Source organism: Mycobacterium paraseoulense (assembly GCF_010731655.1).
Taxonomy (GTDB): Bacteria; Actinomycetota; Actinomycetes; order Mycobacteriales; family Mycobacteriaceae; genus Mycobacterium; species Mycobacterium paraseoulense.
Genome location: NZ_AP022619.1, coordinates 4,246,123 through 4,272,350, shown reverse-complemented (window position 1 = coordinate 4,272,350; position 26,228 = coordinate 4,246,123). Strand labels below are relative to the sequence as shown.

At 67.6% G+C, this 26,228-nt stretch carries 18 protein-coding genes and 1 riboswitch; of the genes, 7 read left to right on the top strand and 11 right to left on the bottom strand.

Annotation, left to right across the window (positions count from 1 at the left end; all coding sequences use genetic code 11):
- Nucleotides 1–47: 47 nt before the first annotated feature.
- Both G6N51_RS19840 and G6N51_RS19835 read left to right on the top strand, forming a co-directional pair.
- Nucleotides 48–464, top strand: coding sequence for a TIGR03668 family PPOX class F420-dependent oxidoreductase (locus G6N51_RS19840; RefSeq protein ID WP_083174085.1), 417 nt, complete (start codon nucleotides 48–50; stop codon nucleotides 462–464).
- A gap of 166 nt (nucleotides 465–630) precedes the next feature.
- Nucleotides 631–2,790: an elongation factor G-like protein EF-G2 gene (locus tag G6N51_RS19835; protein WP_083174086.1), complete on the top strand. Its 2,160-nt coding sequence runs from the start codon at nucleotides 631–633 to the stop codon at nucleotides 2,788–2,790.
- 4 nt (nucleotides 2,791–2,794) lie between these two features.
- Here G6N51_RS19835 and G6N51_RS19830 read toward each other — a convergent pair whose 3' ends face one another.
- On the bottom strand, nucleotides 2,795–4,396 hold the full coding sequence (locus G6N51_RS19830; RefSeq protein WP_083174087.1) for a FadD7 family fatty acid--CoA ligase: 1,602 nt from the start codon (nucleotides 4,394–4,396) through the stop codon (nucleotides 2,795–2,797).
- 209 nt (nucleotides 4,397–4,605) lie between these two features.
- Between G6N51_RS19830 and oxc the strand changes: the two genes are divergently transcribed.
- Entirely contained in the window at nucleotides 4,606–6,318 is a 1,713-nt protein-coding gene (gene oxc, locus G6N51_RS19825; protein WP_083174088.1) for an oxalyl-CoA decarboxylase, read from the top strand.
- Here the strand turns inward: oxc and G6N51_RS19820 are convergent.
- On the bottom strand, nucleotides 6,302–7,234 hold the full coding sequence (locus G6N51_RS19820) for a LysR family transcriptional regulator (protein WP_083174117.1): 933 nt from the start codon (nucleotides 7,232–7,234) through the stop codon (nucleotides 6,302–6,304). The genes oxc and G6N51_RS19820 overlap by 17 nt on opposite strands.
- A 295-nt stretch (nucleotides 7,235–7,529) precedes the next feature.
- Here G6N51_RS19820 and G6N51_RS19815 point away from each other — a divergent pair, with 295 nt between their 5' ends.
- The 3 genes from G6N51_RS19815 to G6N51_RS19805 all read left to right on the top strand — a co-directional run bounded on the left by G6N51_RS19815 (nucleotide 7,530) and on the right by G6N51_RS19805 (nucleotide 13,042).
- Entirely contained in the window at nucleotides 7,530–8,285 is a 756-nt protein-coding gene (locus G6N51_RS19815; RefSeq protein ID WP_083174089.1) for a L,D-transpeptidase, read from the top strand.
- Between the two features lie 105 nt (nucleotides 8,286–8,390).
- A complete protein-coding gene (car, locus tag G6N51_RS19810; protein WP_083174090.1) occupies nucleotides 8,391–11,978 on the top strand; it encodes a carboxylic acid reductase in 3,588 nt (1,195 codons plus the stop codon).
- A gap of 119 nt (nucleotides 11,979–12,097) precedes the next feature.
- Nucleotides 12,098–13,042, top strand: a complete 945-nt coding sequence (locus G6N51_RS19805; RefSeq protein WP_083174091.1) for an NADP-dependent oxidoreductase — start codon at nucleotides 12,098–12,100, stop codon at nucleotides 13,040–13,042.
- 30 nt (nucleotides 13,043–13,072) lie between these two features.
- On the opposite strand, the gene G6N51_RS19800 is transcribed toward G6N51_RS19805, so the two are convergent.
- Complete coding sequence (locus G6N51_RS19800) at nucleotides 13,073–13,282, bottom strand: hypothetical protein (RefSeq protein WP_083174092.1); 210 nt, start codon at nucleotides 13,280–13,282, stop codon at nucleotides 13,073–13,075.
- A gap of 274 nt (nucleotides 13,283–13,556) precedes the next feature.
- A riboswitch (M-box (ykoK) riboswitch) is annotated at nucleotides 13,557–13,724 on the bottom strand.
- A gap of 122 nt (nucleotides 13,725–13,846) precedes the next feature.
- Here G6N51_RS19800 and G6N51_RS19795 point away from each other — a divergent pair.
- Entirely contained in the window at nucleotides 13,847–14,506 is a 660-nt protein-coding gene (locus G6N51_RS19795; protein ID WP_083174093.1) for an O-methyltransferase, read from the top strand.
- A 3-nt stretch (nucleotides 14,507–14,509) separates the two neighbouring features.
- Here G6N51_RS19795 and G6N51_RS19790 read toward each other — a convergent pair whose 3' ends face one another.
- From G6N51_RS19790 to G6N51_RS19755, 8 genes are all read right to left on the bottom strand, one after another.
- Nucleotides 14,510–16,513: an acyltransferase family protein gene (locus G6N51_RS19790; RefSeq protein ID WP_083174094.1), complete on the bottom strand. Its 2,004-nt coding sequence runs from the start codon at nucleotides 16,511–16,513 to the stop codon at nucleotides 14,510–14,512.
- 221 nt (nucleotides 16,514–16,734) lie between these two features.
- Nucleotides 16,735–18,156 (bottom strand): aldehyde dehydrogenase family protein, encoded by a 1,422-nt coding sequence (locus G6N51_RS19785; protein ID WP_083174095.1) that lies wholly within the window; start codon nucleotides 18,154–18,156, stop codon nucleotides 16,735–16,737.
- 16 nt (nucleotides 18,157–18,172) lie between these two features.
- Nucleotides 18,173–19,879 (bottom strand): thiamine pyrophosphate-binding protein, encoded by a 1,707-nt coding sequence (locus G6N51_RS19780; protein WP_083174096.1) that lies wholly within the window; start codon nucleotides 19,877–19,879, stop codon nucleotides 18,173–18,175.
- A 44-nt stretch (nucleotides 19,880–19,923) separates the two neighbouring features.
- Entirely contained in the window at nucleotides 19,924–21,078 is a 1,155-nt protein-coding gene (locus G6N51_RS19775; protein WP_083174097.1) for a CaiB/BaiF CoA transferase family protein, read from the bottom strand.
- A gap of 13 nt (nucleotides 21,079–21,091) precedes the next feature.
- Nucleotides 21,092–22,060, bottom strand: a complete 969-nt coding sequence (locus tag G6N51_RS19770) for an SDR family NAD(P)-dependent oxidoreductase (protein WP_083174098.1) — start codon at nucleotides 22,058–22,060, stop codon at nucleotides 21,092–21,094.
- Nucleotides 22,057–23,904, bottom strand: a complete 1,848-nt coding sequence (locus tag G6N51_RS19765) for a flavin-containing monooxygenase (RefSeq protein ID WP_083174099.1) — start codon at nucleotides 23,902–23,904, stop codon at nucleotides 22,057–22,059. The genes G6N51_RS19770 and G6N51_RS19765 overlap by 4 nt, the downstream gene beginning before the upstream one ends.
- A complete protein-coding gene (locus G6N51_RS19760; RefSeq protein ID WP_083174100.1) occupies nucleotides 23,901–25,301 on the bottom strand; it encodes an aromatic ring-hydroxylating oxygenase subunit alpha in 1,401 nt (466 codons plus the stop codon). The genes G6N51_RS19765 and G6N51_RS19760 overlap by 4 nt, the downstream gene beginning before the upstream one ends.
- Nucleotides 25,301–26,146, bottom strand: coding sequence for an SDR family NAD(P)-dependent oxidoreductase (locus G6N51_RS19755; RefSeq protein WP_083174101.1), 846 nt, complete (start codon nucleotides 26,144–26,146; stop codon nucleotides 25,301–25,303). Before G6N51_RS19755 ends, G6N51_RS19760 begins: the two co-directional genes overlap by 1 nt.
- Nucleotides 26,147–26,228 lie beyond the last annotated feature (82 nt).

The window sequence follows — 26,228 nt, the reverse complement described above, 5'->3', positions numbered from 1 at the left end:
GCTATGGTTTCCCGCCGACGCGGTTGGGCGGCGCCTAGGCTGACGGCGTGGGCGAATTCGACCCCAAGGCCAGGTTCGGCCGGTCGCCGGTGGCCCGGCTGGCCACGGTGACGCCCGACGGCCTTCCCCACCTGGTGCCGGTGGTGTTCGCCGTGGCCGAGGGCTCCCCCGATGTGGTCTACACCGCCGTCGATGCGAAACCCAAGACGACGCGGCGGCTGCGGCGGCTGGCCAACATCGAAAACGACCCCCGTGTGAGCCTGCTCGTCGACCACTACGCCGATGACTGGACACGGTTGTGGTGGGTGCGGGCCGACGGCGCGGCCACCATCCACACCGACGGGGCGGCGATGGAGTCCGCCTATCGGCTCCTACGCGCCAAGTACCCTCAGTATCAATCGGTTTCGCTGGACGGTCCGGTGATCGCGGTCGCGGTTCGCCGCTGGTCGAGCTGGCACGCCTGACGAACCACGCTCATTTTCGGATCGGCCCGACGCAATTGTGGCCTGCCCGTGGCCTTGTGTTGGGCCGCCGTTGGGGGAAAAGTTGCTCATAGACCCTGTGAGTTAGGACACACCGCACTGGGCGCCCCCCACTCGGTGACACGCCAGGGAGAACTGGAGGAACGTCATGGCGGACAAGGCGAACGCTTCCCAGGGCGCGGCGGCCGCTCCCACCGCGAACGGTCCCGGCGATGTGCGCAACATCGTGCTGGTAGGGCCCTCCGGCGGCGGCAAGACCACCCTGGTCGAGGCGCTGCTGGTCGCCGGGGGGGTGCTGACCAGGGCGGGCTCGGTCACCGACGGCAGCACGGTCTGTGACTACGACGACGCCGAGATCCGCCAGCAGCGGTCGGTCGGCCTGGCCGTCGCGTCGCTGGCGCACGACGGCATCAAGATCAACCTGGTCGACACGCCCGGGTACGCCGATTTCGTCGGGGAGTTGCGGGCCGGCTTGCGTGCCGCGGACTGCGCGCTGTTCGTGATCGCGGCCAGCGAGGGCGTGGACGAACCCACCAAATCCCTGTGGCAGGAATGCGATCAGGTCGGCATGCCCCGCGCCGTGGTGATCACCAAGCTCGACCACACCCGCGCCAACTACTCCGAGGCGCTGGCGGCCGCGCAGAACGCGTTCGGAGACAAGGTGTTACCGCTCTACCTGCCGACCGGCCTGCCGTCCTGCGAAGGCCTGATCGGGTTGCTGTCGCAGACGCGCTACCAATACGCCGGCGGCAAGCGGACCATGCAGCCGACCGATCCGTCCGACGCCGAGAAGATCGAGGAGGCGCGCGGGACCCTCATCGAAGGCATCATCGAGGAATCCGAGGACGAGTCGCTGATGGATCGCTACCTGGGCGGCGAGTCCATCGACGAGGCGGTGCTCATCGAAGATCTGGAGCGGGCCGTCGCCCGGGCGTCCTTCTTCCCCGTGATCCCGGTGTGCAGCAGCACCGGCGTCGGCACCCTGGAATTGCTCGAGGTTGCCACGCGCGGATTCCCGTCCCCGATGGAACACCCGCTGCCGGAGGTGTTTACGCCGCAGGGCGCCCCGCACGCGACGCTGACCTGCGATCCCGACGCTCCCCTGCTCGCTGAGGTGGTGAAGACGACGTCGGACCCCTACGTCGGAAGGCTCAGCCTGGTCCGGGTGTTCTCCGGGACCATCAGGCCCGACACGACGGTTCATGTGTCGGGCCATTTCGCGTCGTTCTTCGGCTCGGTCAACGGGAACGGCAGCACGCACCCCGACCACGACGAGGACGAACGCGTGGGCGTCCTGTCCTTCCCGCTCGGCAAGCAGCAGCGCCCCGCCGCCGCCGTGGTGGCCGGCGATATCTGCGCGATCGGCAAACTGAGCCGGGCCGAGACCGGCGACACCCTGTCGGACAAGGCGGAGCCGCTCGTGCTGAAACCGTGGACCATGCCCGAGCCCCTGCTCCCGGTCGCGATCCAGGCGCACGCCAAGACCGACGAGGACAAGCTGTCGGTGGGTCTGGGCCGGCTGGCCGCCGAGGACCCCACGCTGCGGATCGAGCAGAACTCCGAGACCCATCAGATCGTGTTGTGGTGCATGGGGGAAGCCCATGCCGGTGTCGTCCTCGACGCGCTGGCCAACCGCTACGGCGTCACCGTGGACACCGTCGAACTTCGGGTGCCGCTGCGAGAGACGTTCGGCGGCAAGGCAAAAGGTCACGGCCGCCACGTCAAGCAGTCCGGCGGGCACGGCCAGTACGCGGTGTGCGACATCGAAGTCGAGCCGCTGCCGGAGGGCTCCGGATTCGAGTTTGTCGACAAGGTGGTCGGCGGGGCGGTGCCGCGGCAATTCATCCCGAGCGTGGAAAAGGGTGTGCGGGCACAGATGGAAAAGGGCGTCCACGCCGGCTACCCGGTGGTCGACATCCGGGTCACGCTGCTCGACGGCAAGGCCCACAGCGTCGACTCCTCGGATTTCGCGTTCCAGATGGCGGGCGCTCTGGCGCTGCGCGAGGCGGCGGCGGCGACGAAGGTCAGCCTGCTCGAGCCGATCGACGAGATTTCGGTGCTGGTGCCAGACCACTTCGTGGGCGCGGTGATGGGTGACCTGTCCGGCCGACGCGGCAGGGTGCTTGGGACCGACACCGCGGGCAACGAACGCACGCTGGTCAAAGCCGAGGTGCCACAGGTGGAGCTGACGCGCTACGCGATCGACCTGCGCTCACTGGCCCACGGGGCCGCGTCGTTCACCCGCAGCTTCGCCCGCTACGAACCCATGCCGGAGACCGCGGCCACCCGGGTAAAGGCCACCGTCTGAGCGCTCACGCCCCTCGCCCGAACCGCTGGGCGACGGCGCGCCGGTCCAGCGACCCCTTCGCGGTGTGCGGCAGCTCCGCGGCCAGCTGGAAACTGCCCGGCACCTCGAAGGGGGCCAGCCGGTCGCCGGCGAACGCGGCGAGCTCGTCCGCGGTCGGTGCGGCGGATCCCCGGGGGACGATCACCGCGGCCACCGTCTCGCCGTACAGCTTGTCGGGCATCCCGAAGACCGCCACCTCCAGCACGTCGGGGTGGCTGCCCAGCACGCCCTCGACGCGTTCCGGGGAGATCTTCTCCCCGCCCCGGTTGATGAGTTCCTTGATGCGGCCGCGGATGATCAGTTCGCCGGCCGCCGAGAGCGTTCCCAGGTCACCCGTGCGCAGCCACCCGTCGGTGAAATTGGCGGCGGTGATCGACGGGTCGCCGAGGTAGCCCCGCACCACGGTGGACCCGTGCAACCAGACCTCGCCGACCTCACCCGCGGGCGCGGGCCGGCCGTCGGACCCGACGATCCGAATCTCCGGACCGGTCGATTGACCGACCAGACCCGGTGTGGCCGCGGGGTTTTCGGCGTGACCGATTCCGGTGGTCGCCACCTGGTGGGTGGCCTCGGTCATCCCGAAGGCACACACCACCGGGGCCGAGAACGTGTCCTGCAGCGCCTGCGCCGCCTCGGCGGTCAGCGGCGCGCTGCAACTGCGGATGAACCGCAACGCGGCGTTGCCCGGTCGGTCGGCGCCCGCCCGCTCCAGCAGGATCTGGTGAATCGTCGGGACGGCGGTGTACCAGGTGGCGCGGACGGCTCCGATGTCATCCCAGAAGGTGTGCGCCGAGAACCGTCCGCGGGCGGGCAGCAACACCGTGCCCCCGGACACCAGCGTCGCCAGCAGCGCGGCGAGCAGCCCGTGACCGTGGTAGAGCGGCATCACCGCCACGGTGGCGTCCCGGGGGCCCAGTTCGTATCCGCCGATGATGGCCCGCACCGAGCCGGCGATGTTGCCGCGGGTCCACGGGACCATCTTCGGCACCCCGGTGGTGCCACCGGTGAACATGATCATGGCGTCGTCGTCGCGCAGGCCCTCGGGAGTGGAAAACCGTTGTGCCGGTTTGGTGGTGGCGTCCACCCTGACCGTCGCGGCGGCGTCCGCGCGGCTGGCCGTCACCGCGAGTGGCCACCACGCCAGGGCGTCTTCCCCGCCCTCCTCCACGCCGGGTGCGACGCCGTCGACGAGCGCCGCCCGCGCCCCCACGGCCGCGCTGCGGGCGCGCTGCTCGCCGACCGGTAGCGCCGGATCCAGCGGGACCGCGACCAGGTCGGCCCGCGAAGCCGCCAGCAACCCGACGACGAACTCCGCGTTGCTTCCGCAGCGCAGCGCGATGCGGTCCCCCGGCGCCAGCCCGCTCCGCTTCAGCTGCCCCGCCAGTTCGTCCGCGAGGCGCAGCAGGTCGCGGTAGCTCACCGGTATCCGATCGGAGGTGACGACGAGCGCGCGCGCCTCCGGGGTTCGCCGCGCCACCTCCTCGACCAGATCCGCGATGCGTGGACCCGGCACCCCCGCTGAGCCCATGCCACCGCCGATGATCTCCTCGGGCCTCGTCGTCCTCATCCCGCGCTCCCTTCCCGTAAGCCGTCGCAGGCGCCTGCTCGAACCATGCCGGTTGGCCTCGCCGCCCGTCCAATATTGATTCACTCACGACCGATAACCGATGGCTATCGACGCATAGCGGCTCCGTCTTGGACACCCGCGGGGTCGCCGCGTCAGAGTAAGGGCCGAGGCTTTACTTCACCTCCGACCACACACGAGGAGTCGCCCCCATGACCGCGTCCACGCGTTTGATCGACGGCTTCCATCTGGTGGTGGAAGCGCTCAAGGCCAACGACGTCGCCACCATGTACGGGATCGTCGGCATCCCGGTCACCGACCTCGCCCGCGTCGCGCAGGCTTCCGGAATCCGCTACATCGGCTTCCGGCAGGAGGCCTCGGCCGGCAACGCCGCGGCCGCCGCCGGATTTTTGACCGGCCGGCCGGGCGTCTGCCTGACGACATCCGGGCCCGGTTTCCTCAACGGGTTGCCGGCGCTTGCCAACGCCACCGCGAACTGCTTCCCGATGATCCAGATCTCGGGATCCAGCAATCGGGCGCTGGTCGACTTACACCGCGGTGACTACCAGGACATCGACCAGCTCAACGCCGCACGGCCGTTCGTGAAGGAGGCCTACCGGATCGGCCGGGTCGAGGATATCGGGCGCGGCGTCGCGCGCGCCATCCGCACCGCGGCCTCGGGCCGCCCTGGCGGCGTCTACCTCGACATCCCCGGTGCGGTGTTGGGGCAGGCGATGGAAGCCGCGGCCGGCGCGGAAACGGTCTGGCGGGTCGTCGACCCCGCGCCCCGCCAGCTGCCGGCACCCGAAGCGGTCGAACACGCCCTGCGGATGTTGCAGCAAGCGCGCCGACCGTTGATCGTACTCGGCAAGGGCGCGGCATACGCCCAGGCAGACAACGTGATTCGGGAATTCGTCGAGGCCAGCGGGATTCCGTTCCTGCCGATGTCGATGGCCAAGGGGCTGCTGCCGGATGCCCACCCCCAGTCGGTGGCGGCCGCCCGCTCGCTGGCGATCGCACGCGCGGACGTGGTCTTGCTGGTCGGCGCCCGGCTGAACTGGCTGTTGGCCCACGGGAACTCGCCGCAGTGGTCCGCCGATGCGAAATTCGTGCAGGTCGACATCGCCCCGTCGGAGTTCGACAGCAATCAGCCGATCGCGGCACCACTGGCCGGTGACATCGGCTCGGTGATGTCGGCGCTGCGCGACGGCGTCGTAGCCCACCCCCTCACCGTGTCCGCTGAATGGACCGACGAGCTGGCCGAGCGCGCCGCCCATAACGACGCCAAGATGCGCGAACGCCTGGCCGAAGACCCGCACCCCATGCGCTTTTACAACGCGCTCGGCGTGATTCATGCCGTGCTGCAAGAGAACCCGGACGCTTACGTAGTCAACGAGGGTGCCAACGCGCTGGACCTGGCCCGCAACGTCATCGGCATGGCGGTGCCGCGGCACCGGCTGGACACCGGTACCTGGGGTGTCATGGGCATCGGCATGGGTTACGCCATCGCCGCCGCCGTCGAAACCGGACAGCCCGTGGTCGCGATCGAGGGCGACAGCGCGTTCGGATTCAGCGGCATGGAGGTCGAGACGATCTGCCGCTACCGGCTTCCGGTGACCGTCGTCATCCTCAACAACGGCGGCGTCTACCGCGGCGACGAATCCCCGACCGGAACGGATCCGGCTCCTACCGTGCTGAACGCGCAGGCGCATCACGAGCTCATCGCTGAGGCCTTCGGCGGCAAGGGATATCACGTCACCACCCCGGCGGAATTGCGGTCGGCACTGTCCGCCGCGATCGGCTCCCGGACACCGTCGGTCATCGACTGCGAGCTCGACCCCGCGGCCGGGGTGGAAAGCGGGCACCTGGCGAGTCTGAACCCGACCAGCGCGGCGAAGCCGGGGAAAGTCAGTGCCGGTGGGTGATTCGCGACAGCTGCGCGTCGAAGAACTCGTTCAGCGACAGCTGCTGGGCGGACGCGACGAGCGCGCGGGCGATCGGTGACCCCGGCCCGGCGGAATTGGTGGCCAGGGCGATGTCGGCCTTGAGCGCCGGATCGACCATCTCCACAGCGCGGACCTCCGGACCCAGTGGCGACGTCCACAACCAGGTGTGCGGCACGATGCACGCCCAATTACCGGCGGCGACCTGAGCGAATAGTGAAGCGACGGAGTCGGTTTCCAGCTGCGGGGCCACTTCGATGGCGTGGTCGGCGAAGGCTTTGTCGATGATCTGGCGGTCCCGCATGTCGGCGGTGAGCAACGCGAGCGGCAACTGCGCCGCCTCCGGCCAGGTCATCGTCGAGGCGGTTGATGCCAGCATGTCCGCCGGCGACAACAGCACATAATGCTCCTCGTACAGCGGCACCAGATTCATGTCGTGGGCCTCGTCGGGAGCAGCGTGCACGATTGCGGCGTCCAGCTCGAATTCGCGCAGCCGTCGGTACAGTTCGGTGCCCGCCAGCCGGGAGAGGATGTGCACCTTCGCCAACGGATGCGCCGAGCAGAACGCCGAGAGCACCAGGGAGGCCGTCGTCGAGGCGGTGGGGACCGTGCCCAGCCGCAGCATGCCGGTGATACCCGATCGCACCGCATGCACCTCGGCCTTGAAAGCGTCGTGCTCGGCGAGAATCCGCCTCGCCCACACCACCAACCGCTCCCCTTCGGGCGTGAGCCCTTCGAAGCTGTGCCCGCGGTTGATCAGGGTGACGTTCAGCTCGCGCTCCAGCTTGGCGATGGCGGCCGACAGCGCGGGTTGAGACACGAAGCACTTCTCGGCGGCCCGGGCGAAGTGGCGCTCCTGCGCGACCGCGACAAAGTACTCCAACTGTCGGAACAGCACCCGCACCTCCTCGGCGCACGGAGTTTCGCTGAGGCTAACGTCTCACCGACGCCCCAGCCAGTCCGGCAAGCCGGTACAGCACCGACGAATTCCCCGGCGGGTGCCAAAATGCCTATGCTCGGCGGAATCGCCCGGAAGTGGCGCCGAGGGCCCGCCCAGCGCATCGAGCGGACGGCCGGGCCACCGCGCGAAATCGGGCTGCCGCGGGCCGGTGAAAGTTTGCTGAAAGCGGCAATACGGGTACAGCCGGTAGAATACAGTCGTGTCAATCGCACCATCTCGAAGGGCGGGCGCTATGCGTCGAGGTGTTCGTTATCTATTTGTTATGGTCGCGATCACGGCGATGGGGCTGATCGGATCGGTCGGCCGCAGCCACGCGTCCGTCCCCGCGCCGCAACCCGCCCCCTCGGTCGCCTCGGTTTTGCCGGCCAACGGCGCAGTCGTCGGGGTCGCGCACCCGGTGGTGGTGACGTTCACGGCGCCCGTCGGTGACCGCGCCGCCGTCGAGCGCTCCATTCACGTGGCGTCGCCGAGCAACACGCCGGGACACTTCGAATGGGTCAAGAACAACGTCGTCCAGTGGGTGCCCAACCAGTACTGGCCGGCCCACACCCACGTCTCCGTCGGTATCCAGGCCCTGACGACGGGATTCGACACCGGTGACGCGTTACTCGGCGTTGCCGACATCTCCGCGCACACCTTCACCGTGAGCCGCAACGGCGAAGTGCTGCGCACCATGCCCGCGTCGATGGGCAAGCCCAGCCGGCCCACGCCGATCGGTAACTTCACCGCGCTGGAAAAGGACCGGTCCGTCGTGATGGATTCGCGGACCATCGGCATCCCGCTGAGTTCGCCCGAGGGATACAAGATCACCGCCCAGTACGCCGTCCGTGTCACCTGGAGTGGCGTCTACGTGCACTCCGCACCCTGGTCCGTCGACTCCCAGGGCTACGCAAACGTCAGCCATGGCTGCATCAACCTCAGTCCCGACAACGCCGCCTGGTACTTCAACCAGGTGAACGTCGGCGATCCCATCCAGGTCGTCGCCTGATCGCGCCCGCCTCTCCCCATGTGACGACCGTCACAACGATTGAACGGAAGACTGGCCAGCGGCAGTGAGTTCTCCGTAAACGAGGATCCAAACGGGAGGCTGGCCATGACGGGTGACGCGAAGCGGGAACCGACCGTTGCGGATTCGAGCAGCCCGGCACGGCAGCGAGTGGCCGAACGTATCCGTCAGCTGTACGTCGAAGACGAGCAGTTCCGGAACACCAAGCCGGATCCGTCGCTTCAGCGGACGGCGCGCCGCCCGGGGCTGCGGCTGACCGAGATCCTGCAGACCTACGTCGACGGCTACGCCGATCGCCCGGCACTGGGCTGGCGGGCACGTTCATTGAGCACCGATCCCGAAAACGGTCGCACCACGGCGCAATTGCTGCCCCGGTTCGAGACCATCAGCTATCGCGAGCTTTGGGCCAACGTGGCGGCGATCGCCGCCGCCTGGCGCCGCGACGCCGCGAACCCGGTGGGCCCGGGAGATTTCGTCGCCACAATGGGTTTCGCCAGCGCCGAGTACCTCACCCTCGACCTGGTGTCCGGCTATCTCGGGCTGGTGGCGGTCCCCCTGCAACACAACGCGTCGGCGTCACGTTTGCAGCCGATCGTCGCCGAGGTCGAGCCGCGGGTGCTCGCGGCCGGCGCCGGCTACCTCGACCTTGCCGTCGAGGCGGCGCTGGGCAGCGCGTCTGTGCGGCGCTTGGTGGTCTTCGACTACTTCCCCGAAATCGACGACCAGCGTGAAGCTTTGGCACGCGCGCGGGCGAAGCTGTCGGCCGCCGGGATGACGGTGGCGATCGAGACGTTCGACGAGCTGATCGAGCGCGGTCGCACCCTGCCGCCCGAGCCGCCGTATACCGGCGGCACCGACGACCGCCTGGCCATGATCATGTACACGTCGGGCAGCACCGGACTGCCCAAGGGCGCCATGTACACCGAGCGGATGCTGTGCAAGCTGTGGACCAACGAGCTGATGCCCGACTTCGCGGACACGCCCGTGCTCAACGTCAATTTCATGCCGCTGAACCACCTCGGCGGCCGGATACCGTTGTCGACCGCGTTCCAAGCGGGCGGCACCAGCTACTTCGTCCCCGAGAGCGACCTCTCCACGCTGTTCGAAGACTGGAACCTGGTGCGCCCCACCGAGATGGGGTTGGTGCCCCGGGTGGCAGAGATGCTGTACCAGCGCTACCAAAGCGCCGTCGACCGGCGGGTGTCCCAGGGAGCCGAGCAGGAATCCGCCGAGACCGAGGCGGGGACGGAGTTGCGCGAGCAGATCTTGGGCGGACGCATCGTCACCGCGTTCTGCGGCACGGCGCCGCTGGCCGCGGAGATGCGCGGTTTCGTCGAGGTCTGCCTCGATGTGCACGTCCTCGACGGCTACGGGTTGACCGAGGTCGGAATGGTGACCAAGGACGGCAGGATCAACCGCCCCCCCGTCCTGGATTACAAGCTTGTCGACGTTCCCGAACTGGGTTATTTCCTTACGGACAAACCGTTTCCGCGGGGTGAGCTGCTGGTCAAGTCGCAGACCGCCACACCCGGATATTTCAAGCGTCCCGACGTCACCGCCAATGCCTTCGACGCGCAGGGCTACTACCGGACCGGGGACGTGATGGCCGAGCTGGGGCCGGATCGGCTCGCCTACGTCGACCGGCGCAACAACGTATTGAAGCTCTCCCAAGGCGAATTCGTCGCCGTCGCGCGCCTGGAGGCCGTGTTCAGTAGCGCGGCCCTGATCCGCCAGATCTTCGTCTACGGCAACAGCGAACGCCCCTACCTGTTGGCGGTCACCGTGCCGACCGCTGAGGCGCTGGAAAGATTCGCCGACGACGCCGACGGGCTCAGGTCCGCCCTCCGCGAATCCCTGCGCCAGTCGGGCAAACTCGCCGAGCTGCAGTCCTACGAGGTGCCGGCCGACTTTATCATCGAGCCCGAACCGTTCAGCGAAGACAACGGGCTACTGTCCGGGGTGGGAAAGTTACTGCGGCCGAGGCTCAAAGAACGTTACGGCGAGCGGCTGGAGCAGTTGTACGCGGACCTGGCCGCGAACCGGGTGAGCGAGCTGCGGGCGTTGCGCGAGGGTGCGGCCGACCGCCCGGTCATCGACACACTGGCGCGCGCCGCCGAAGCGCTGCTCGGCCTCGCGGGCGGCCCGCCGGAGCCGGGCGCCCTGTTCGTCGAACTCGGCGGGGACTCCCTGTCGGCCCTGACCTTCTCCAACCTGCTGCAAGACATTTTCGAGGTCGAGGTGCCGGTAGGAATGATCATCGGTCCGGCCACCGACCTGGGTCAGCTGGCGGAATACGTTGCGGCCGAACGTGCTTCGGGATCGCGGCGGCCGACGTTCGCAACGGTGCACGGGCGCGACGCCACCGAGGTCCGCGCGGCCGACCTCACCCTGGACACGTTCATCGACGCGAACACCCTGGCCGCCGCCCCGGAACTGCCGCGCGCCACCGGCACACCGCGCACGGTCCTGTTGACCGGCGCCAACGGCTACCTCGGCCGGTTCCTCTGCCTGGAATGGCTGGAGCGGCTCGCCGAGACGGGCGGAAAGCTCATCTGCGTCGTCCGCGGCACCGACGCCGCGGCGGCCGCCACGCGGCTCGAGGACGTCTACCGCAGCGGCGATCCCCGCCTGGTCGACCGGTTCCGTGAGCTGGCGGCCGACCACCTGGAGGTCATCGCCGGCGATATCGGCGAGCCGAACCTGGGGCTGGACCAGGCGACGTGGGACGGCCTGGCCCACGGTGTGGACCTGATCGTTCACCCGGCGGCGCTGGTCAACCACGTGCTGCCCTACGACCAACTGTTCGGGCCGAACGTCGTTGGCACCGCCGAGATCATCCGCCTGGCGATCACCGCGCGCATCAAACCCGTGACCTATCTGTCGACGGTCGCGGTGGCCATGTCGGTCGATCCCGCCGAATTCGCCGAGGACGGCGACATCCGCGCGGTCAGCCCGGTTCGGCCGATCGAGGGCAGCTACGCCAACGGGTACGCCAACAGCAAGTGGGCCGGGGAGGTGCTGCTGCGGGAGGCGCACGACCTGTGCGGGCTATCCGTCGCCGTCTTCCGGTCCGACATGATTCTCGCGCACAGCCGCTACGCCGGACAGCTGAACGTCCCGGATGCCTTCACGCGCTTGATCTTCAGCCTGCTCGTCACCGGCATCGCCCCGTCGTCCTTCTACGAGACCCCCGACACCGGTGGCCGGGCCGTCGCCCATTACGACGGGTTGCCCGCCGATTTCGTGGCCGAGGCGGTGACCGCGCTCGGCGAGCAGCTCGCAACCTCTGCCGAAGAGGCGGGGTCCGCCGGGGCGTTTCGCTCGTATGACGTGATGAACCCGCACGACGACGGCATCTCGCTGGACGTGTTCGTGGACTGGTTGATCGCCGACGGCCACGACATCCGGCGCATCGACGACTACGACGAGTGGCTCGAGCGCTTCGCCACCGCGCTTCGAGCCCTGCCGGACAAGCAACGCCAACGGTCGGTGCTGCCGTTGCTGGACGCTTACCGGAACCCGGAGAAGCCCCTGCGCGGCGCGCCGGCCCCGACCGATGTCTTCCGCGGTGCGGTCCGGGCGGCCAAACTCGGCGCGGACAAAGACATTCCGCATCTGTCGGCCGACTTGATCGCCAAGTACGTCTTCGATCTGCGGTTGCTCGGCCTGGTGTAGCCGCGCACACCCTGCGCGGCCAGGTCCTTGTTGATCGCGGTGATGACGGTTCCCGGGCGCTCATTCCGGATGCCTATGCTGGCGTGGTACGGCATGTTCACGACGGGGAGGAGATCGACATGGCGGCTGGGACGGCGCGCGCCGTACGGTTCGACCGGTACGGGGGCCGCGAGGTGTTGTACGTGGCCGACATCGATATGCCCGCCCCCGATCCCGGCGAGGTGGTCATCGAAATCCGCGCCGCCGGTATCAACCCGGGCGAGGCCGCCATCCGGAGCGGGGCGCTGCACGAGATGTTCCCCGCCAGCTTTCCGTCCGGTGAGGGCAGCGACCTCGCCGGCGTCGTGACGGCCGTGGGCGCCCAAGTGACCGAATTCTCGGTGGGCGACGAGGTTTTGGGGTTCAGCCTCCGCCGATCCAGCCACGCCACCCATGCCGCGGTGCCGGTCGGCCAGCTTATCCACAAATCCCCCGAACTCCGTTGGGAGGTAGCGGGTTCCCTCTACGTCGTCGGCGTGACCGCGTACGCGGCCGTTCGCGCGGTGGCACCGCAGCCGGGAGACACGGTCGCCGTCTCGGCGGCCGCGGGCGGGGTGGGCAGCCTCGTCGTGCAGCTTCTGGTGCTGCGGAAGGCGCGGGTGCTCGGCATCGCCGGACCGGGCAACGCCGATTGGCTGCGCGCCCACGGCGTCACCCCGATTCCCTATGGGGATGGCCTGGCCGACCGGCTTCGCGAGGCGGCGCCGACCGGGATTGACGCGTTCATCGATCTGTTCGGCCCCGACTACGTGCAGCTCGCCGTCGACCTCGGGGTGGCTCCTGACCGAATCAACACCATAATCTCGTTTCAGAAGGCCGGCGAAGTCGGCGCCAAGGCGGAGGGCAGCGCCGAGGCGTCGACGCCGGAGGTGCTGGCCGAGATGGCCGACCTCGTCGTCAGCGGCGCCATCGATTTCGAGGTGGCCGCCACCTATCCGCTGGACCGGGTGGCCGACGCCTACAAGGAACTTGAGAAGCGCCACACCCACGGGAAAATCGTTCTGCTACCAAACGATTCACAGTGAGCCGGGCCCCCGATCATTGAGGGGGAACCCTCACCGGTGGTGGCCGGTCGAAGGGTGCCCACCCAGCGAGGCCGTGACGACCGCGATCGGCATGCGCGACACGTACAGGTTGGCCCGCTCCTGGGGAGTGAGGGCCGTCCGCGCGTGCACCTTGGTGGCCCAAAGCCGCGCCGACCGCAGCCATGAACGTCCCCGCCCGCCGGTCCGACCGGTAACACGGTGTGTGACAAGAAAAGCCATGGTAGTTCTCCTTCAGGGAGGCCCGATCGGCTCAGCTCAGGGCACTCGGGCAGCGGGGGCCGCGCACAGGTTGACGCCCGCGAATGACCGGAGTGCCCGCGAAAGCTCAGGCGGCACAAGGAATGCCGAAGCCGGACCGGGACAAGACGGATTTCGGATGGGGACTGTCGCCCGGACTCATCTCGCCCTCACCTCCTCACGGCCGCGACACACGCGGGTGCCATCACATATCACCTGAACGGGAGGGAAGCGAAATGCCGGCAGCGTGGCGCCGACCGCACCCCTCTCGTCGGAGCTTCGGCACTGCACGGCGTATCCGGAACGGAAGCCACTTGGGCTCAACCCTTGGGTCCGGGAAGAGCTGTCCTGACCCGGGGCGTCTCTCGACGTTCGGGGTCAGTGGCCTGTGTCCATGCAGACGCCTCACCTACCGAGGTGCTTGCGAAACCCTTTCTACACCGCGACCCCGGGCCCGTCAAACTCATTGATGCCGTTACCGCAGCTCGTGGCCCCTCCCACCTGTGCGCAGCAGGGCGCCCATCGCCGAGGCCTAACCTCGACGGCATGGCCAACACCCTGCAAGACCCGAAGGTCGCGACAGTGCTCGACCGCATGTACACCGAAGCGAAGAACCAGATGTCGCTGTTGCGCCAGCGGCACGGCGATTTCGACCGGCCGATGACCGCGCAGGAGCGCGCCGACGCGATGAGCGAGTTCTACATCCCGGTCACGCCCGAGGCCGGCCGGTTGCTCTACGCCCTGGTGCGCGCGACCCGCCCCGCCACGGTCGTCGAGTTCGGGATGTCGTTCGGCATCTCCGCGGTCCACCTGGCATCGGCGTTGCGCGACAACGGCTCCGGCCGGGTGGTGACGACCGAGCTCAACGACACCAAGATCGCCGCCGCGCGCCGGACGTTCACCCAGACCGGGCTGGACGACGTGATCACCATCCTCGAAGGCGACGCGCTGGCCACGCTGGCCGGCCTCGACGGACCGGTCGACTTCGTCTTGCTGGACGGTTGGAAGGACCTGTATCTGCCGGTGATCGAGCTGCTCGAGCCGCGGCTGTCCCCGGGCGCGTTGGTGGTGGCCGACAACACCAGCGCCGCGGACACGCAGCCATATCTCGACCGGGTGCGTGATCCGGCCAACGGCTACGTGAGCTTCAACTTCCAGGTTCGGGAGACCGACAGCATGGAAATCAGCTGCCGCACCGGCGATTAGGGCTCAGCGCAGCGATTCTTCGAGCCACGGCGTCAACCATTTCACCCCTTCGGGGGTGAGGTGGACGCCGTCGCTGCGCACCTTGATGCCGTCGACCTTGGCGGTGTAAACGCCGTCCGGACAGAGCTTCTTGTTCAGGTCCAGGATTTGCACGTTCGGATGGTGGCTGACGGTCTTGCGCAGCATGGTGTTCCACAGGTTGACCCGGTCGGGCTGGTCCTCCGGATACAGCCGGCCGTCCGGCTTTTCGCCGCCCCGGCTGTACGGCACGGTGGCGACCACCACTCGAACGCCGGTGGAGCCGACGATGGTCAGCGCGCGCTCCAGCTCGCCGTTGAGGTACGCGTCGAAGGTGGGATCACCGATGTGGGTCCATTGACCCTCGTTGACACGGTCGACGGTCTCCCAGCGGCCGATTACCAACAACGCGACGTCGGGTTGGTCCTGGGCGACCTGCGTGGACCATCGGATCGGCCAGCCGTCGCACTCCGGCCGCTGCTCGAGGGTTTGACCGATGTACCGGTACGGCGTGCCGCGCACCAGGCTGCAGCCGATGACGGTGTGGTCGAGGAAGGCGAACCCCGGCGTCGGCGGCAGGTAATGCATCCAGGTCCACCCGATCGAATCGCCGAACACCGACACGGTGAACGGGCGGTTGGGATCGTGGTGACCGCCCGGCCGGCCGCCGCCCGGCGGGGACGGGGACACCGCGGCCACCGCCGAGACCCCCGGCGGCAGACCGGCCTCCCGCAGGCCGGGCCCGGTCCCCACCGGAACCACCAGCAGCGTCACCGCGGCCGCACTCGCCACCGTCGCCGCGGCCAACGGCAGCAGGGGAACCCGCGCCGGCCGCCAACGGCGGATCGGCTGCTCGATCAGCCACCAGGATGCCGCGGCCAGCACCACCGTCGCGCCGCACCGCGCGGCGAACAGGGGCAGCCCGGTCCAGCCGGTGCGTTCGCCGTTGAGCGCCAAGAAGATCGGCCAGTGCCAGAGATAGACGCCGTAGGAGATGGTGCCGAGCCACACCAGGGGTGGGGCAGCCAGCACCCGGGCGACCGCGCCGCGCTGCTCCAGGGCCACCGGGGCCACCACGACGACGGACGCGATCGCGACGCCCAGCAGCAGACCGTGGCGGAATTCTCCGCTGCTGCCGGTCGCGTAGTGGGTGGCGGCCGCGAGGCCCGCCAGGCCGGCGAGCGGCAGCACGCGGGCGACGCGCCGGGCCCAGCGGGTTCGGATCAGGCACCAGCCGCGGTTCAGTGATGGCCAGTCGCGAACCAGCAGGGCGGCCGCCGCGGCGCCGGTCAGCAACGCCTGCGCGCGCGTATCGGTGCCAAAATAGACGCGGTCGCGGGTGCTGTCGGACACCATCACCATGGCGATCGCGGCCGAAGCCAGGGCCCCCACCGTGGCGATGACGAAGGTCGCGAACCGCACGCCGCCGACGGTGGCCCGGGTGAGGCGGCGCCGTGCGCGCGCGGCCAGCAGCAGCGTCACCGTGATCAGCAGCACCGGCCATAGGAAGTAGTACTGCTCCTCCACCCCGAGTGACCAGGTGTGCTGCAGCGGCGAGGGCGGGGCGCCCTGGGTGAAGTAGTCGGTCTTCTGGGCCACGAAGCGCCAGTTCGCCATCCACACGAACGCCGCGATCGCATCGTCGCGCAGGCCGGTGAGGGACCGGTCCGGAAGGAGTTGGCGGGCCGCGGCCACCGTGAGCACCATCAACACCAGCGCCGGCAACAGCCGGCGCGCGCGGCGAATCCAGAAGCCGGTCAGCTCGATGCGGCCGGTGCGTCCCAGCTCGTCCAGCAGCAGCGAAGTGATCAAGAATCCGCTGAGTACGAAGAAAACGTCGACGCCGACGAATCCGCCACCCACCCCGGGGATGCCGCCGTGGCCGACCAGCACCAGCGAGACCGCGATGGCGCGCAACCCGTCGAGTGCCGGAATCCCGCTGCGCCGCTCGGGTTTATCCCAGATCGCGATGCGTCCGGCCCGGCGCACGGGGGCGACCCAACGTGGCCGCCGTGCACGACGAGCCGGCGCGGGATGAGCCCCGCCCGGCTCGGCGTTCGCGGTTAGCGCGCCCTGACCATCATGTCGCCCGGCGCCATGGTTGATGCCGATACGTCGCTGCCCCTCCTCGTGATCGGAGCAAGCCTAATTGCGACGCAGCCGGATTCAGCAGAAGACACGCGAGGGCAAGCGCTTCAAGGCGCGGCCTTTTAGGGCGCGTAGCCCAGGGTGCTCTTGACCTCCAAGTATTCGTGGAACCCGAACTCGCTCCACTCTCGACCGTTGCCACTGTGCTTGTAGCCGCCGAACGCCGCGTTCATGTCGAACGCATGGTTGATCGTCACCCAACCCGCGCGGATCTTGCGGGCCACCTCCCGGGCCTTGTCGAGGTCGGCGCCCGACACATAGCCGGCCAGACCGTAATCGGTGTCGTTGGCGATCTGCACGGCCTGGTCGATGTCGTCATAGTCGAGGATGCACAGCACCGGACCGAAGATCTCCTCGCGCGCGATCGTCATGTCATTGGTGACGTGGGCGAAGACGGTCGGCTTGACGTAGTACCCCGTGTTCAGCCCGGCCGGGCGGCCGGGGCCGCCGGCGACGACGGTCGCACCCTCGTCGACGCCCTGCTGGATCAGGCGCTGCACCTTCTCGAATTGCGCTCTCGACGCCACCGGTCCGAGCGCGGTCTTGTCGCCCGGGCTGCCCACCTTGACCTGTTCGGCCACCCCACGCGCGATGTCGATGGCTTCGGCCATCCGCGTATTCGGGACCAGCATGCGCGACGGCGCGTTACAACTCTGCCCGGAATTGGGCATCATGTTGAGCACGCCGGCGCGAACGCTGTCGGCAAAGCCCGCGTCGTCGAGCACGATGTTGGGGCTCTTGCCGCCGAGCTCTTGGGTCACCCGCTTCACCGTCGGGGCGGCGTTCTTGGCGACCTCGACCCCGGCGCGCGTGGATCCGGTGAAGGAGACCATGTCGACGTCGGGATGGCTCGCCAACGCGACGCCGACGCCGGGCCCGTCACCGTTGACCAGGTTGTAGACACCGGCCGGCACGCCCGCGGCGTCCAGAATCTCGGTGAAGATGTAGGCCGAATACGGTGCGACCTCAGACGGTTTCAGGATCATCGTGCAGCCCGTGGCCAGCGCGGGGTATACCTTGACAGCGATCTGGTTCAGCGGCCAGTTCCACGGCGTGATCAGCCCGCAGACGCCGATCGGCTCCTTGGAGATCAGGGTCGCCCCGTGCTGTTCGGAGAACGGGAAGTTCTTCAGCACGTCTATCGCAGTCACCAGGTGACCGAGCCCTAGTTGGACCTGCGGGCCCGCGGCCAGCGAGGGCGGCGCGCCCATCTCTTCGGTGACCGCGTCAGCGAGATCGTCCGCACGCCTGCCGTATTCGGCGAGGATCGCCTCCAGTAGATCCAGGCGCTGTTCGCGGGTGCTTTGCGACCAACTGGCGAAGGCTCGCCGGGCGGCCTTGACCGCCGCATCGACGTCGGCCGCCGATCCGAGCGAGATCTTTCCCGATACCTGTTCGGTCGCCGGATTCTCGACGTCGAAGGTGTTGGGCCGCACCGGGTCTACCCAGCGCCCGTCGATGTAGAACTTGAGGTATTCCCGCATGAGTATGGTCCCTTTCCTATTGGGTGCCCTCGGCGTACCAGGTACGGAATTCGTCGTACTTTGGCATCTCCTCGGAGTTGGCCTTCGGATCGATGCAGACGTGGACGACGGCGGTCTTGCCGCTCGCGTAGGCCCGCTGGATCGCCGGGCCGATCTCCTCCTCCTTCTCGACGTACTCGCCGTGGCAGCCGAAGCCCTCGGCGACCTTGTCGAGGCGGACGTCCTTGCTCCAGTGCACGCCGGGCTGCGGCGACGGCTGGGCGAAGGTGCGTTTGTAGACGCCCACCTCGAGGCCCCACTGGTGGTCGACACCCACCACACACACCAGCGGTAGCTTCTGTCGCGCAGCCGTTTCCAACTCGGCGATGTGGAAGAGGAAGGCCGAATCGCTGGTCAGCAGCATCACTGGGCGCTTACCGCCCTCGGCCACCGATGCTCCGACCGCGTACGGCAGGCCGGTGCCGAGATGGCCGAAGTTCTGGTTCCAGATGACGTCGTGGGGCTTGGCCTGCGAATAGGTCCAACCGAAGATGACGGTCGCCCCGCCGTCACGGACCATGATGCCGTCCTTCGGAAAAGCCAGAGTGGCCTCGACGACGAACCGCGCCGGGTGTACCGGGGTCCGGCCCGTCGGCGCGTTCTCGGCGAGCTGCGCCAGTTCCGCGGCATCCTCCGAGATCCAGCGGTCCAGGTCGACCGAGGCCTTTCTCGGATTGTCGCGGAGTGCGTCCACCAGTTGCGGCACCACGCCGCGAAGGTCTCCGACCAGGGGGACGTCAATGGGACGGTTGACGCCGACGGCCACCGGATCCTGCTCGACCAGCACCCATTTGCGTTTGGCGTCGTTCTGCGCCCAGTGCCGGGTCTTGCCGTAGTGGCTGGGCTCGCCGAGCTCCGTGCCAAGAGCGACGCACAGATCGGACTTCGCCACCGCATCGACCGCGGCCGGCGAGAAGCCGTAGGCGAAGGTGCGGTCCTCGAGACCCTCGATGAACGACGTGCCGCCGGAGGTCTGGATCACCGGGCAGGCCATGAGGTCGGCCAACTGCCTGACCGCCGCACCGGTGCGCGACGTGTGAACCCCGTGTCCGACCAACATGATCGGGCTCTGGGCGGTCCGGATCAGCTTCACCGCTTCGCCCACCTCGCGCTCACCCGCGGTCTGGTTGACGAGCCGGTACCGGTTGGGCGGCAGCGGATCCGGCACGTCGAGCTCGGAGAGGATGACGTGCGACGGGTACTCGATGTAGGCCGGGCCGGGCGTGCCGGACATGGCCCGGCGGATCGCCTCATGGATGATCTCATCGGTCTGATCGGCGTACTCGATGGAAGCGCTGTACTTCACCGATGGCGCGACAAGGGGTTCCTGCTGGACGAACTGGATACGTCCGCGCCGGACCCGGCGCTCGGTGATGCGGGCGCGCTGGCCGCCGAGGAAGATCACCGGCGAGTTCTCCACGAGCGCACACTGGATCGCCCCGGCCATGTTGGCCATGCCGGGCCCGAGCGTGCCGATGCACAGCCCGGGCTTACCCGTCATCCGCGATGCCGCCTCGGCCATGAATCCCGCGCTCAGTTCGTGATGGGGCGAAACCACCGACCACCCGCGAGCGTCCGCCTCGGTGAACATGTGCACGAAGTTCGGGTCCGGGATACCGAACAGGGTATTCACACCCTCGACCTCGAAGAGGTCGAGGATGCGTTTGTAGACGGGGACGGCCATGGTCGGGAACTCCTTCAGTCGCAAGACGTTTCGTTGAATAAGCGTTATCCCGAACCGGACACCGGATCCATGTCGACGGCCAGGCCCAGCTCATCGAGGATTTCGGCGGTGTCGGCGCCGAGCTCTGGCGCGGGCCCCGCGATGCGACCCGGCGTCTGCGAGAACCAGGTGGGTACGCCCGGGAAGCGCACCGGTCCGTGCGGGGTGTCCACCGTCTCGAACATGCCGACGGCGTTGAGATGCGGATCGTCGAATAGTGCGCCGGGGGTGTTCAATGGCGCGGCCGGTATCTCCAGTTCACGCAACAACGCCAACCACTCGGCGGTGGTGCGCTCCTTCATCGTCTCGGCCACCAGCCCGTACACGGTGTCGATTTCGCGGGCGCGCTGTTCCAACGTCGAGTACAGGTCGCTGGCCCACGGTGGCCGCACGGCCTTCATGAAGGCGTCCCAGTGCTTGTCGTTATAGATCAACGCGGAGATGTAACCGTCGCTGGTGCGGTAAGGGCGCCGGTTGGGCGCCACGGTGCGCGGATACACCGCGGGCCCCAGCGGGGGGTCGAACAGGGCGCCGTTGGCATGCTCGACGAGCATGAACGAGGCCATGGTTTCGAACATGGCGACCTCGACTTCTTGTCCTTCGCCCGTGCGCTCGCGGTGAAACAACGCCATTGTCGTCGCGTACAGCGCCGTCAGCCCGGCGATCTTGTCGGCCATGATGGTGCCGACGTAATCGGCCTCGCCGGTCAACTGCTGCTGCACTGCCGGGAGCCCGCACTCGGCTTGAATCGTGTCGTCATAGGCGGGGCGGTCGCGATCGGGCCCGCGTCGCCCGTATCCGTAGCAATTGGTGTAGATGATCGCGGGATTCCGTGCGGCGACGTCGTCGTAGCCGAAGCCGAGCTTGGCGATTGCCTTGGCGCGCATCGAGTGGATGAACACGTCGGCGGTCTCAACGAGAGCGTGCAACGCACGCGTTCCGGCGCCGGTCTGCAGGTCCAGCACGATGCTGCGCTTGCCCCGGTTGACGTTGACGAATACCCCGCTCATGCCGGGGGCGGGACCAACCGAAATGTAGCGGGTGTTATCCCCTTGCGGGGGTTCGACTTTGATCACGTCGGCGCCCATGTCGGCCATGATCTGCGTGCAGTACGGTCCCATCACCATCGCGGTCAGATCGATCACGCGCACACCGGCCATCGGGCCCGTCGGGCTAGCCATGGAGCGCTCCTTGATCGTTTGAGCCATGTAGTTCGTGAGACCTCTGAGCCAGCTCGAAGCTGTAGCGGATGTGCTGGTCATGTCCGTCCGGGACGGCCGGAAGGATCAGTGGCGCCTCGAGGTATCGGATCGCATCCAAATGGTTGCCGACATCCTCGACCGTCCACGACGACCGGAAAACGCCGGGACTCTCCGCGATGACCGCCCGCGCGACGCGACCCGCCAGCGCGATGAACACTTCACCGGTCACCGAACAGGATTCGTGGGCGAGCCAGCCCACGACGGGTGCGACGAGTTCCGGACCCATCGGCGGGTACGCCGAAGTGTCGATGCCGGCGGCCATCCGCGTCACCGCGGCCGGCACGATCACATTGCACCGCACACCCTCGGCGGCGCCTTCGAGCGCCGCGACATTGGACAACCCGATCACGCCCGCCTTGGCGGCCGCGTAGTTGGCCACACCCTGGTTTCCGTACAGGCCGCCGATCGACGACGTCAGCACGATGCGCCCGTATCCCGCCTCGCACATCAGCGGGAACGCCGGCCGCAGCACGTGGAACGCGCCACGCAAATGCACGTCGAGCACGGCGTCGAAGTCCTCGTAGCTCATCTCCTTCAGCGAGCCGCGACGGACGTTTCCGGCGTTGTGAATCAAGATGTCGATGCCGCCGTAGTGCTCGAGCGCGGTCCGGATGATCGCCTCGCCGCCTTCGCGGGTCGCCACCGACGCGCTGCACGCGACGGCCTCGCCGCCGGCGGCCCTGATCTCACGGACCACCTGCTCGGCGGGACCGGCATCGACCCCTTCGCCGTCGAGCCGGCCGCCGGCGTCGTTGACGACCACCTTCGCCCCGCGCGCGGCGAGCAGTTGCGCGTACGCACGGCCCAATCCGCGGCCGGCTCCCGTCACCACGGCAACGCGGTCGTCGAATCGCAGTAGCGCTGAGTGGGCTTCGCTCAAGTGCCGAGCACCAGCCCTTCCAGGTCGCCCTTGTCGCGCCACACCTGCAACAACTCTTCGAAGGCGTAGAAGCCGGGGCCGTACGGCTCGCCCAGGTGCGACCGGATTCCTTCTCCCCCGCCGCCGCCTTCGTTGTTGTAGTAGCCCGGCGTGCACTGGGCGTCGAACGCCGAATTGTCGACCGCGGTTTCCCGGATCGTCGAACACCACTGTCGCTGCGCCGCTTCGCTCGGCTCCACCGTGGACGCTCGCCGTTTCAACGCTTCGGCGATGATGTAGGCGATGTGCTCGCCTTGCAGCTCATAGTTGGCGGCGATGTTCGCAGAAATGCCGACCTGGGTGAAACCGGTATAGAACTGGTTCGGGAAGCCGCGGCTGGTCATCCCGTGCAGCGTCCGGTATCCGTCGTGCCAGTGGTCGAACAGAGACAGTCCGTCGCGGCCTTCGATCGTCTCTATCGAGTAGCGGCGGCTGATCTCGGTGGTGATCTCGAAACCACTGGCATAGATGATGCAGTCGACCTCGTACTCGACACCGTTTGCCACCAAACCCTTTTCGGTGGCTCGCTCGACTCCCTTGCTCGACGACACGTCGACCAGCGTCACATTCGGACGGTTGAAACTCGCCAGATAATCGTCGTTGGAGCAGGGCCGCTTGCACAGGAAGCGGTAATAGGGTTTGAGCGCTTCGGCGGTCGCCTCATCGTTGATCAGGCTGTCGATGCGGCGCCGGAGCCGCTCCATGATCTTGTAGTCCTCTTCCTCGCGGATCGCCATGAACTGCTCGGGGCTCAGCGAGGCCGGGTCGTCCAGGGCGAGCACCCGGGCCGCGGTGTTGCGCCCGAGCTCGGTCCAGAAGTCGCACACCAGATCCGGCTGGCCCAGCGCCATGCCCTCGAACGTCCACGAGTGGAAGTTGCGCTGGCGCTCCCGCTGCCACCCCGGCTGCAGCGTCTTGACCCATTCCGGATCGGTCGGTTTGTTGTTGCGCGCGTCGACGGTCGAGGGGGTGCGCTGGAACACGTAGAGATGTTCGGCGTCGCGCGCGAGGAAGGGCACGATCTGGATGCCCGTGGCGCCCGTGCCGACCACCGCGACGCGCTTGTCCGCCAGCTTGTGCAATCCCCCCGTGGCGTCGCCCCCGGTGTAGTCATAATCCCACCGCGACGAATGAAAACTGTGTCCGCCATACACTTTGATGTCCGGGATGCCGGGCAATTTCGGCCGGTGGAAGGGCCCCGACGCCAGCACCACGAACCGGGCGCGGATGTCGTCGTCGCGGTTGGTGCTGATCCGCCAGCGCTTGATCTCCTGGTCCCACCGCAGTTCGCGCACCTGAGTGGAGAAGATCGCAGAGTCGTAGAGGCCGAAATGCTTGCCGATGTTGCGGCAGTGCTGGTAGATCTCCGCACCGTCGGCGAACTTCTTCGACGGCATGAAATCTAGATCTTCGAGAAGTGGTATATAGCAGTAGGATTCGTTGTCGCATTGAATGCCCGGATAGCGGTTCCAGTACCAGACGCCGCCGAAGTCGCCGCCGAGCTCGATGATCCGCACATCATCGACTCCCGCCTTCTTCAGGTGGGCCGCCGACAGCAGACCGCCGAAGCCGCCACCGAGTACCGCGACGTCGATGTCCTCATTGATCGGTTCTCGAGGTATCACCGGCGTATATGGATCGACCTCGTAGTAGCCGGCGAAATCGTCCTCGAGCTCGATGTATTGTTTGGAACCTTCCTTGCGTAAGCGCTTCTCGCGTTCCTGCCGGTACTTCTCACGCAGCGTCTCGATGTCGATGTCATCGGGCGTCTGCGTCGGTCCACAGTCATCTCGGTACCCGGTCATGCCAGCGAGGGCTCCTCACCTGAGAGTTCCCGGGGCTCACCGGCACCCATGTACCTCGATAATTGATAATGCAGATTGACCGTGCTGCGCTCGCGGTACGGATTGGGCTTGGTTCCGGGGAAGCCCAGCGACTTCATGCCCTGCTGCACGGCGGCCATGTTGGAGAAGTCCTGGGGTAGGACCGACCGCCACCCGGGATCACCCGCCGGTGTGTACTCCCACTCTGTCTGTGGCTCTTCGCCTTTCGGGTAGAGCTCGAAAACCGAGACCTCGAAGATGCACTTGTCCGGGTTGTAGCCGGGGTCCGGCCGGGCGCTATAGCACAGCGCAACCGTCAGACCTTGACCGATCTGAAAGTTCGGGAAGATCTGCCACGCGGTGCCCGCCTGCCCGAGGACGTCGGGCGGAATCGTCGGCCAGATCACGCCACGGGCTTCGTCGTCGCGGCGCGCGGATGCCAGCCAGTGTTCGAGGACCTTGTCGGCCGGTGTGCCCTCGGGCAGTTCGTCGACCAACCGCTTGGCGGCGTTCACCAGTGTCTCTGTGGTGGAGGTGTTGGTCTCTTCCATCGTGTAGATCTGCATCTCCGCGGTTGACACGCGGGGGTCGGCGCCGGCTCCGAGACGGATTTTGGACTTGGTCGCCGCGAGATCGTCCGGGGCGTCATACCCGATGTTGCTGTGCCTGCCCTGCACCTTGGCCCAGCCCTTGAATTCGCCGAACTTATTGAACTCGGGGTGCGTGGTGTAGACGTGGTAGGTCTCGTTGAAGGCCTCCAGGGCGACCTTCCAGTTGCAGTCGAAGGACAGCCACTTGCGCCATTTGTAGCGCATGTTTTCCAGGCCGAACGGGTCGAGGATCTTCGCGGCGGGGAACAGGTAATCGTCCAGCGGTTCGCAGTCGGGGTCCATGTTGATCCACAACCAGCCGCCCCAGGTGTCGACTCGGACCGGTCGAAGGTGGGTGTTGTCCGGTGTGAGCGCTTCCTCCCAGTCCTGCTGCTCGCGGATGTGGGTGCACGCCCCGTCCAAACCGTAAGTCCAGCCATGGAATCCGCAGACGAATGACTTTCGGGTGCGGCCGCAGGCATTCTTGGCGCCGTCGGGTGTGTCGATCAGCCGACGGCCACGGTGCATGCACACGTTGTGGTGCGCGTGAAATTCGTGATCGCCGGTGCGCACCACGATGATCGAATCGTCGAGAATGTCGTAGGTCAGGTAACTGCCGACGTCGGGCAACTCCTCGACGCGGCCGACCTGCTGCCAGACCTTGCGCCACAGCTTGTCGCGCTCGGCGCGGGCGTAGTCCTCGGAGATGTAGGCCTCGACGCCGATCGTCATCGGTTTCGACAGTTCCTCGGCCGCTGCGGTATTCGCGCCTTTGGCCAGATCGGTCATCACATCCTCCTGATCGCCGTGCGGAAGGATTCGTCATGCAAGAACAGCGACGTGTTGTCGGCTCCGAGGTGGCTCCACTTGAGGCTCAGGCCGCCGTCGACGAGCAGCGTCTGGCCGGTGATGTAGCTCGACAACTCCGAGAGCAGGAAAAGCACCGCGCCGGCCTGCTCCTCGGGCCGCGCGCGCCGGCCCATCGCGATCGCCCGCCGGTCCCGCTCGGGGTCCTCGTCCACATAGGTGCGCGAGGCAGCCGTCTCGGTGACGCCAGGCGCCACGGCATTGACCCGGATTCCCGTCGGCGCCAACTCGAGGGCCATAGTCCGGGTCATGGCGGCGATCGCCGCCTTGGCCGTCCCGTAGGCGATATGAAACGGCGCGGTGTTCATGCCGCTGATCGAGGAGATCGACACGATCGATCCCGGCCGTCCCTGCGCGACGAGTTCACTTGCCACGGCCTGGCTCATGAAGAACGCCGTTTCGAGGTTGTCGGCGAAGATCTTGCGCCAGTCGTTCCGCGTCACCCGCGTCGACGGCATCCAGGTCGACGGCTCGGCACCACCGGCGACGTTGACCAGCCCGTACAGGCTGCCGTCGGCGCGGCGCGCGTGGTCGACCACGGCGGCAATGCCCTCGTCGGTCGATGCGTCGGCCGCGACCGGCACCACGGCCAGCCCCTGCGCGGCCAGCGGAGCGATGTGCTCGTCGAGGTTTTCCTTCGACCGGCTCACCGCGATCACCGTGGCTCCGGCCCGGGCGGCCATGGCCGTAACTGTCGTGCCGATGCCGCCCCCGCCGGCGCCGGAAACGACCACGACGCGACCGTCGAGCGCGAGGAGATCGTCCATGACCTGCTTTCCCTGCCTCGAACGTGGTCGACGTCCGAGACCTACTGCTCTATTTTGTCCGGACAAAATATTGCATTCTGCC

Excerpts from the sequence above, each read along its gene's own strand:
- G6N51_RS19835 (WP_083174086.1), top strand. The coding sequence starts at position 631 with ATGGCGGACAAGGCGAACGCTTCCCAGGGCGCGGCGGCCGCTCCCACC.
- G6N51_RS19830 (WP_083174087.1), bottom strand. The coding sequence starts at position 4,396 with ATGAGGACGACGAGGCCCGAGGAGATCATCGGCGGTGGCATGGGCTCA.
- oxc (WP_083174088.1), top strand. The coding sequence starts at position 4,606 with ATGACCGCGTCCACGCGTTTGATCGACGGCTTCCATCTGGTGGTGGAA.
- G6N51_RS19815 (WP_083174089.1), top strand. The coding sequence starts at position 7,530 with ATGCGTCGAGGTGTTCGTTATCTATTTGTTATGGTCGCGATCACGGCG.
- car (WP_083174090.1), top strand. The coding sequence starts at position 8,391 with ATGACGGGTGACGCGAAGCGGGAACCGACCGTTGCGGATTCGAGCAGC.
- G6N51_RS19805 (WP_083174091.1), top strand. The coding sequence starts at position 12,098 with ATGGCGGCTGGGACGGCGCGCGCCGTACGGTTCGACCGGTACGGGGGC.
- G6N51_RS19800 (WP_083174092.1), bottom strand. The coding sequence starts at position 13,282 with ATGGCTTTTCTTGTCACACACCGTGTTACCGGTCGGACCGGCGGGCGG.
- G6N51_RS19795 (WP_083174093.1), top strand. The coding sequence starts at position 13,847 with ATGGCCAACACCCTGCAAGACCCGAAGGTCGCGACAGTGCTCGACCGC.
- G6N51_RS19785 (WP_083174095.1), bottom strand. The coding sequence starts at position 18,156 with ATGCGGGAATACCTCAAGTTCTACATCGACGGGCGCTGGGTAGACCCG.
- G6N51_RS19780 (WP_083174096.1), bottom strand. The coding sequence starts at position 19,879 with ATGGCCGTCCCCGTCTACAAACGCATCCTCGACCTCTTCGAGGTCGAG.
- G6N51_RS19775 (WP_083174097.1), bottom strand. The coding sequence starts at position 21,078 with ATGGCCGGTGTGCGCGTGATCGATCTGACCGCGATGGTGATGGGACCG.
- G6N51_RS19765 (WP_083174099.1), bottom strand. The coding sequence starts at position 23,904 with ATGACCGGGTACCGAGATGACTGTGGACCGACGCAGACGCCCGATGAC.
- G6N51_RS19760 (WP_083174100.1), bottom strand. The coding sequence starts at position 25,301 with ATGACCGATCTGGCCAAAGGCGCGAATACCGCAGCGGCCGAGGAACTG.
- G6N51_RS19755 (WP_083174101.1), bottom strand. The coding sequence starts at position 26,146 with ATGGACGATCTCCTCGCGCTCGACGGTCGCGTCGTGGTCGTTTCCGGC.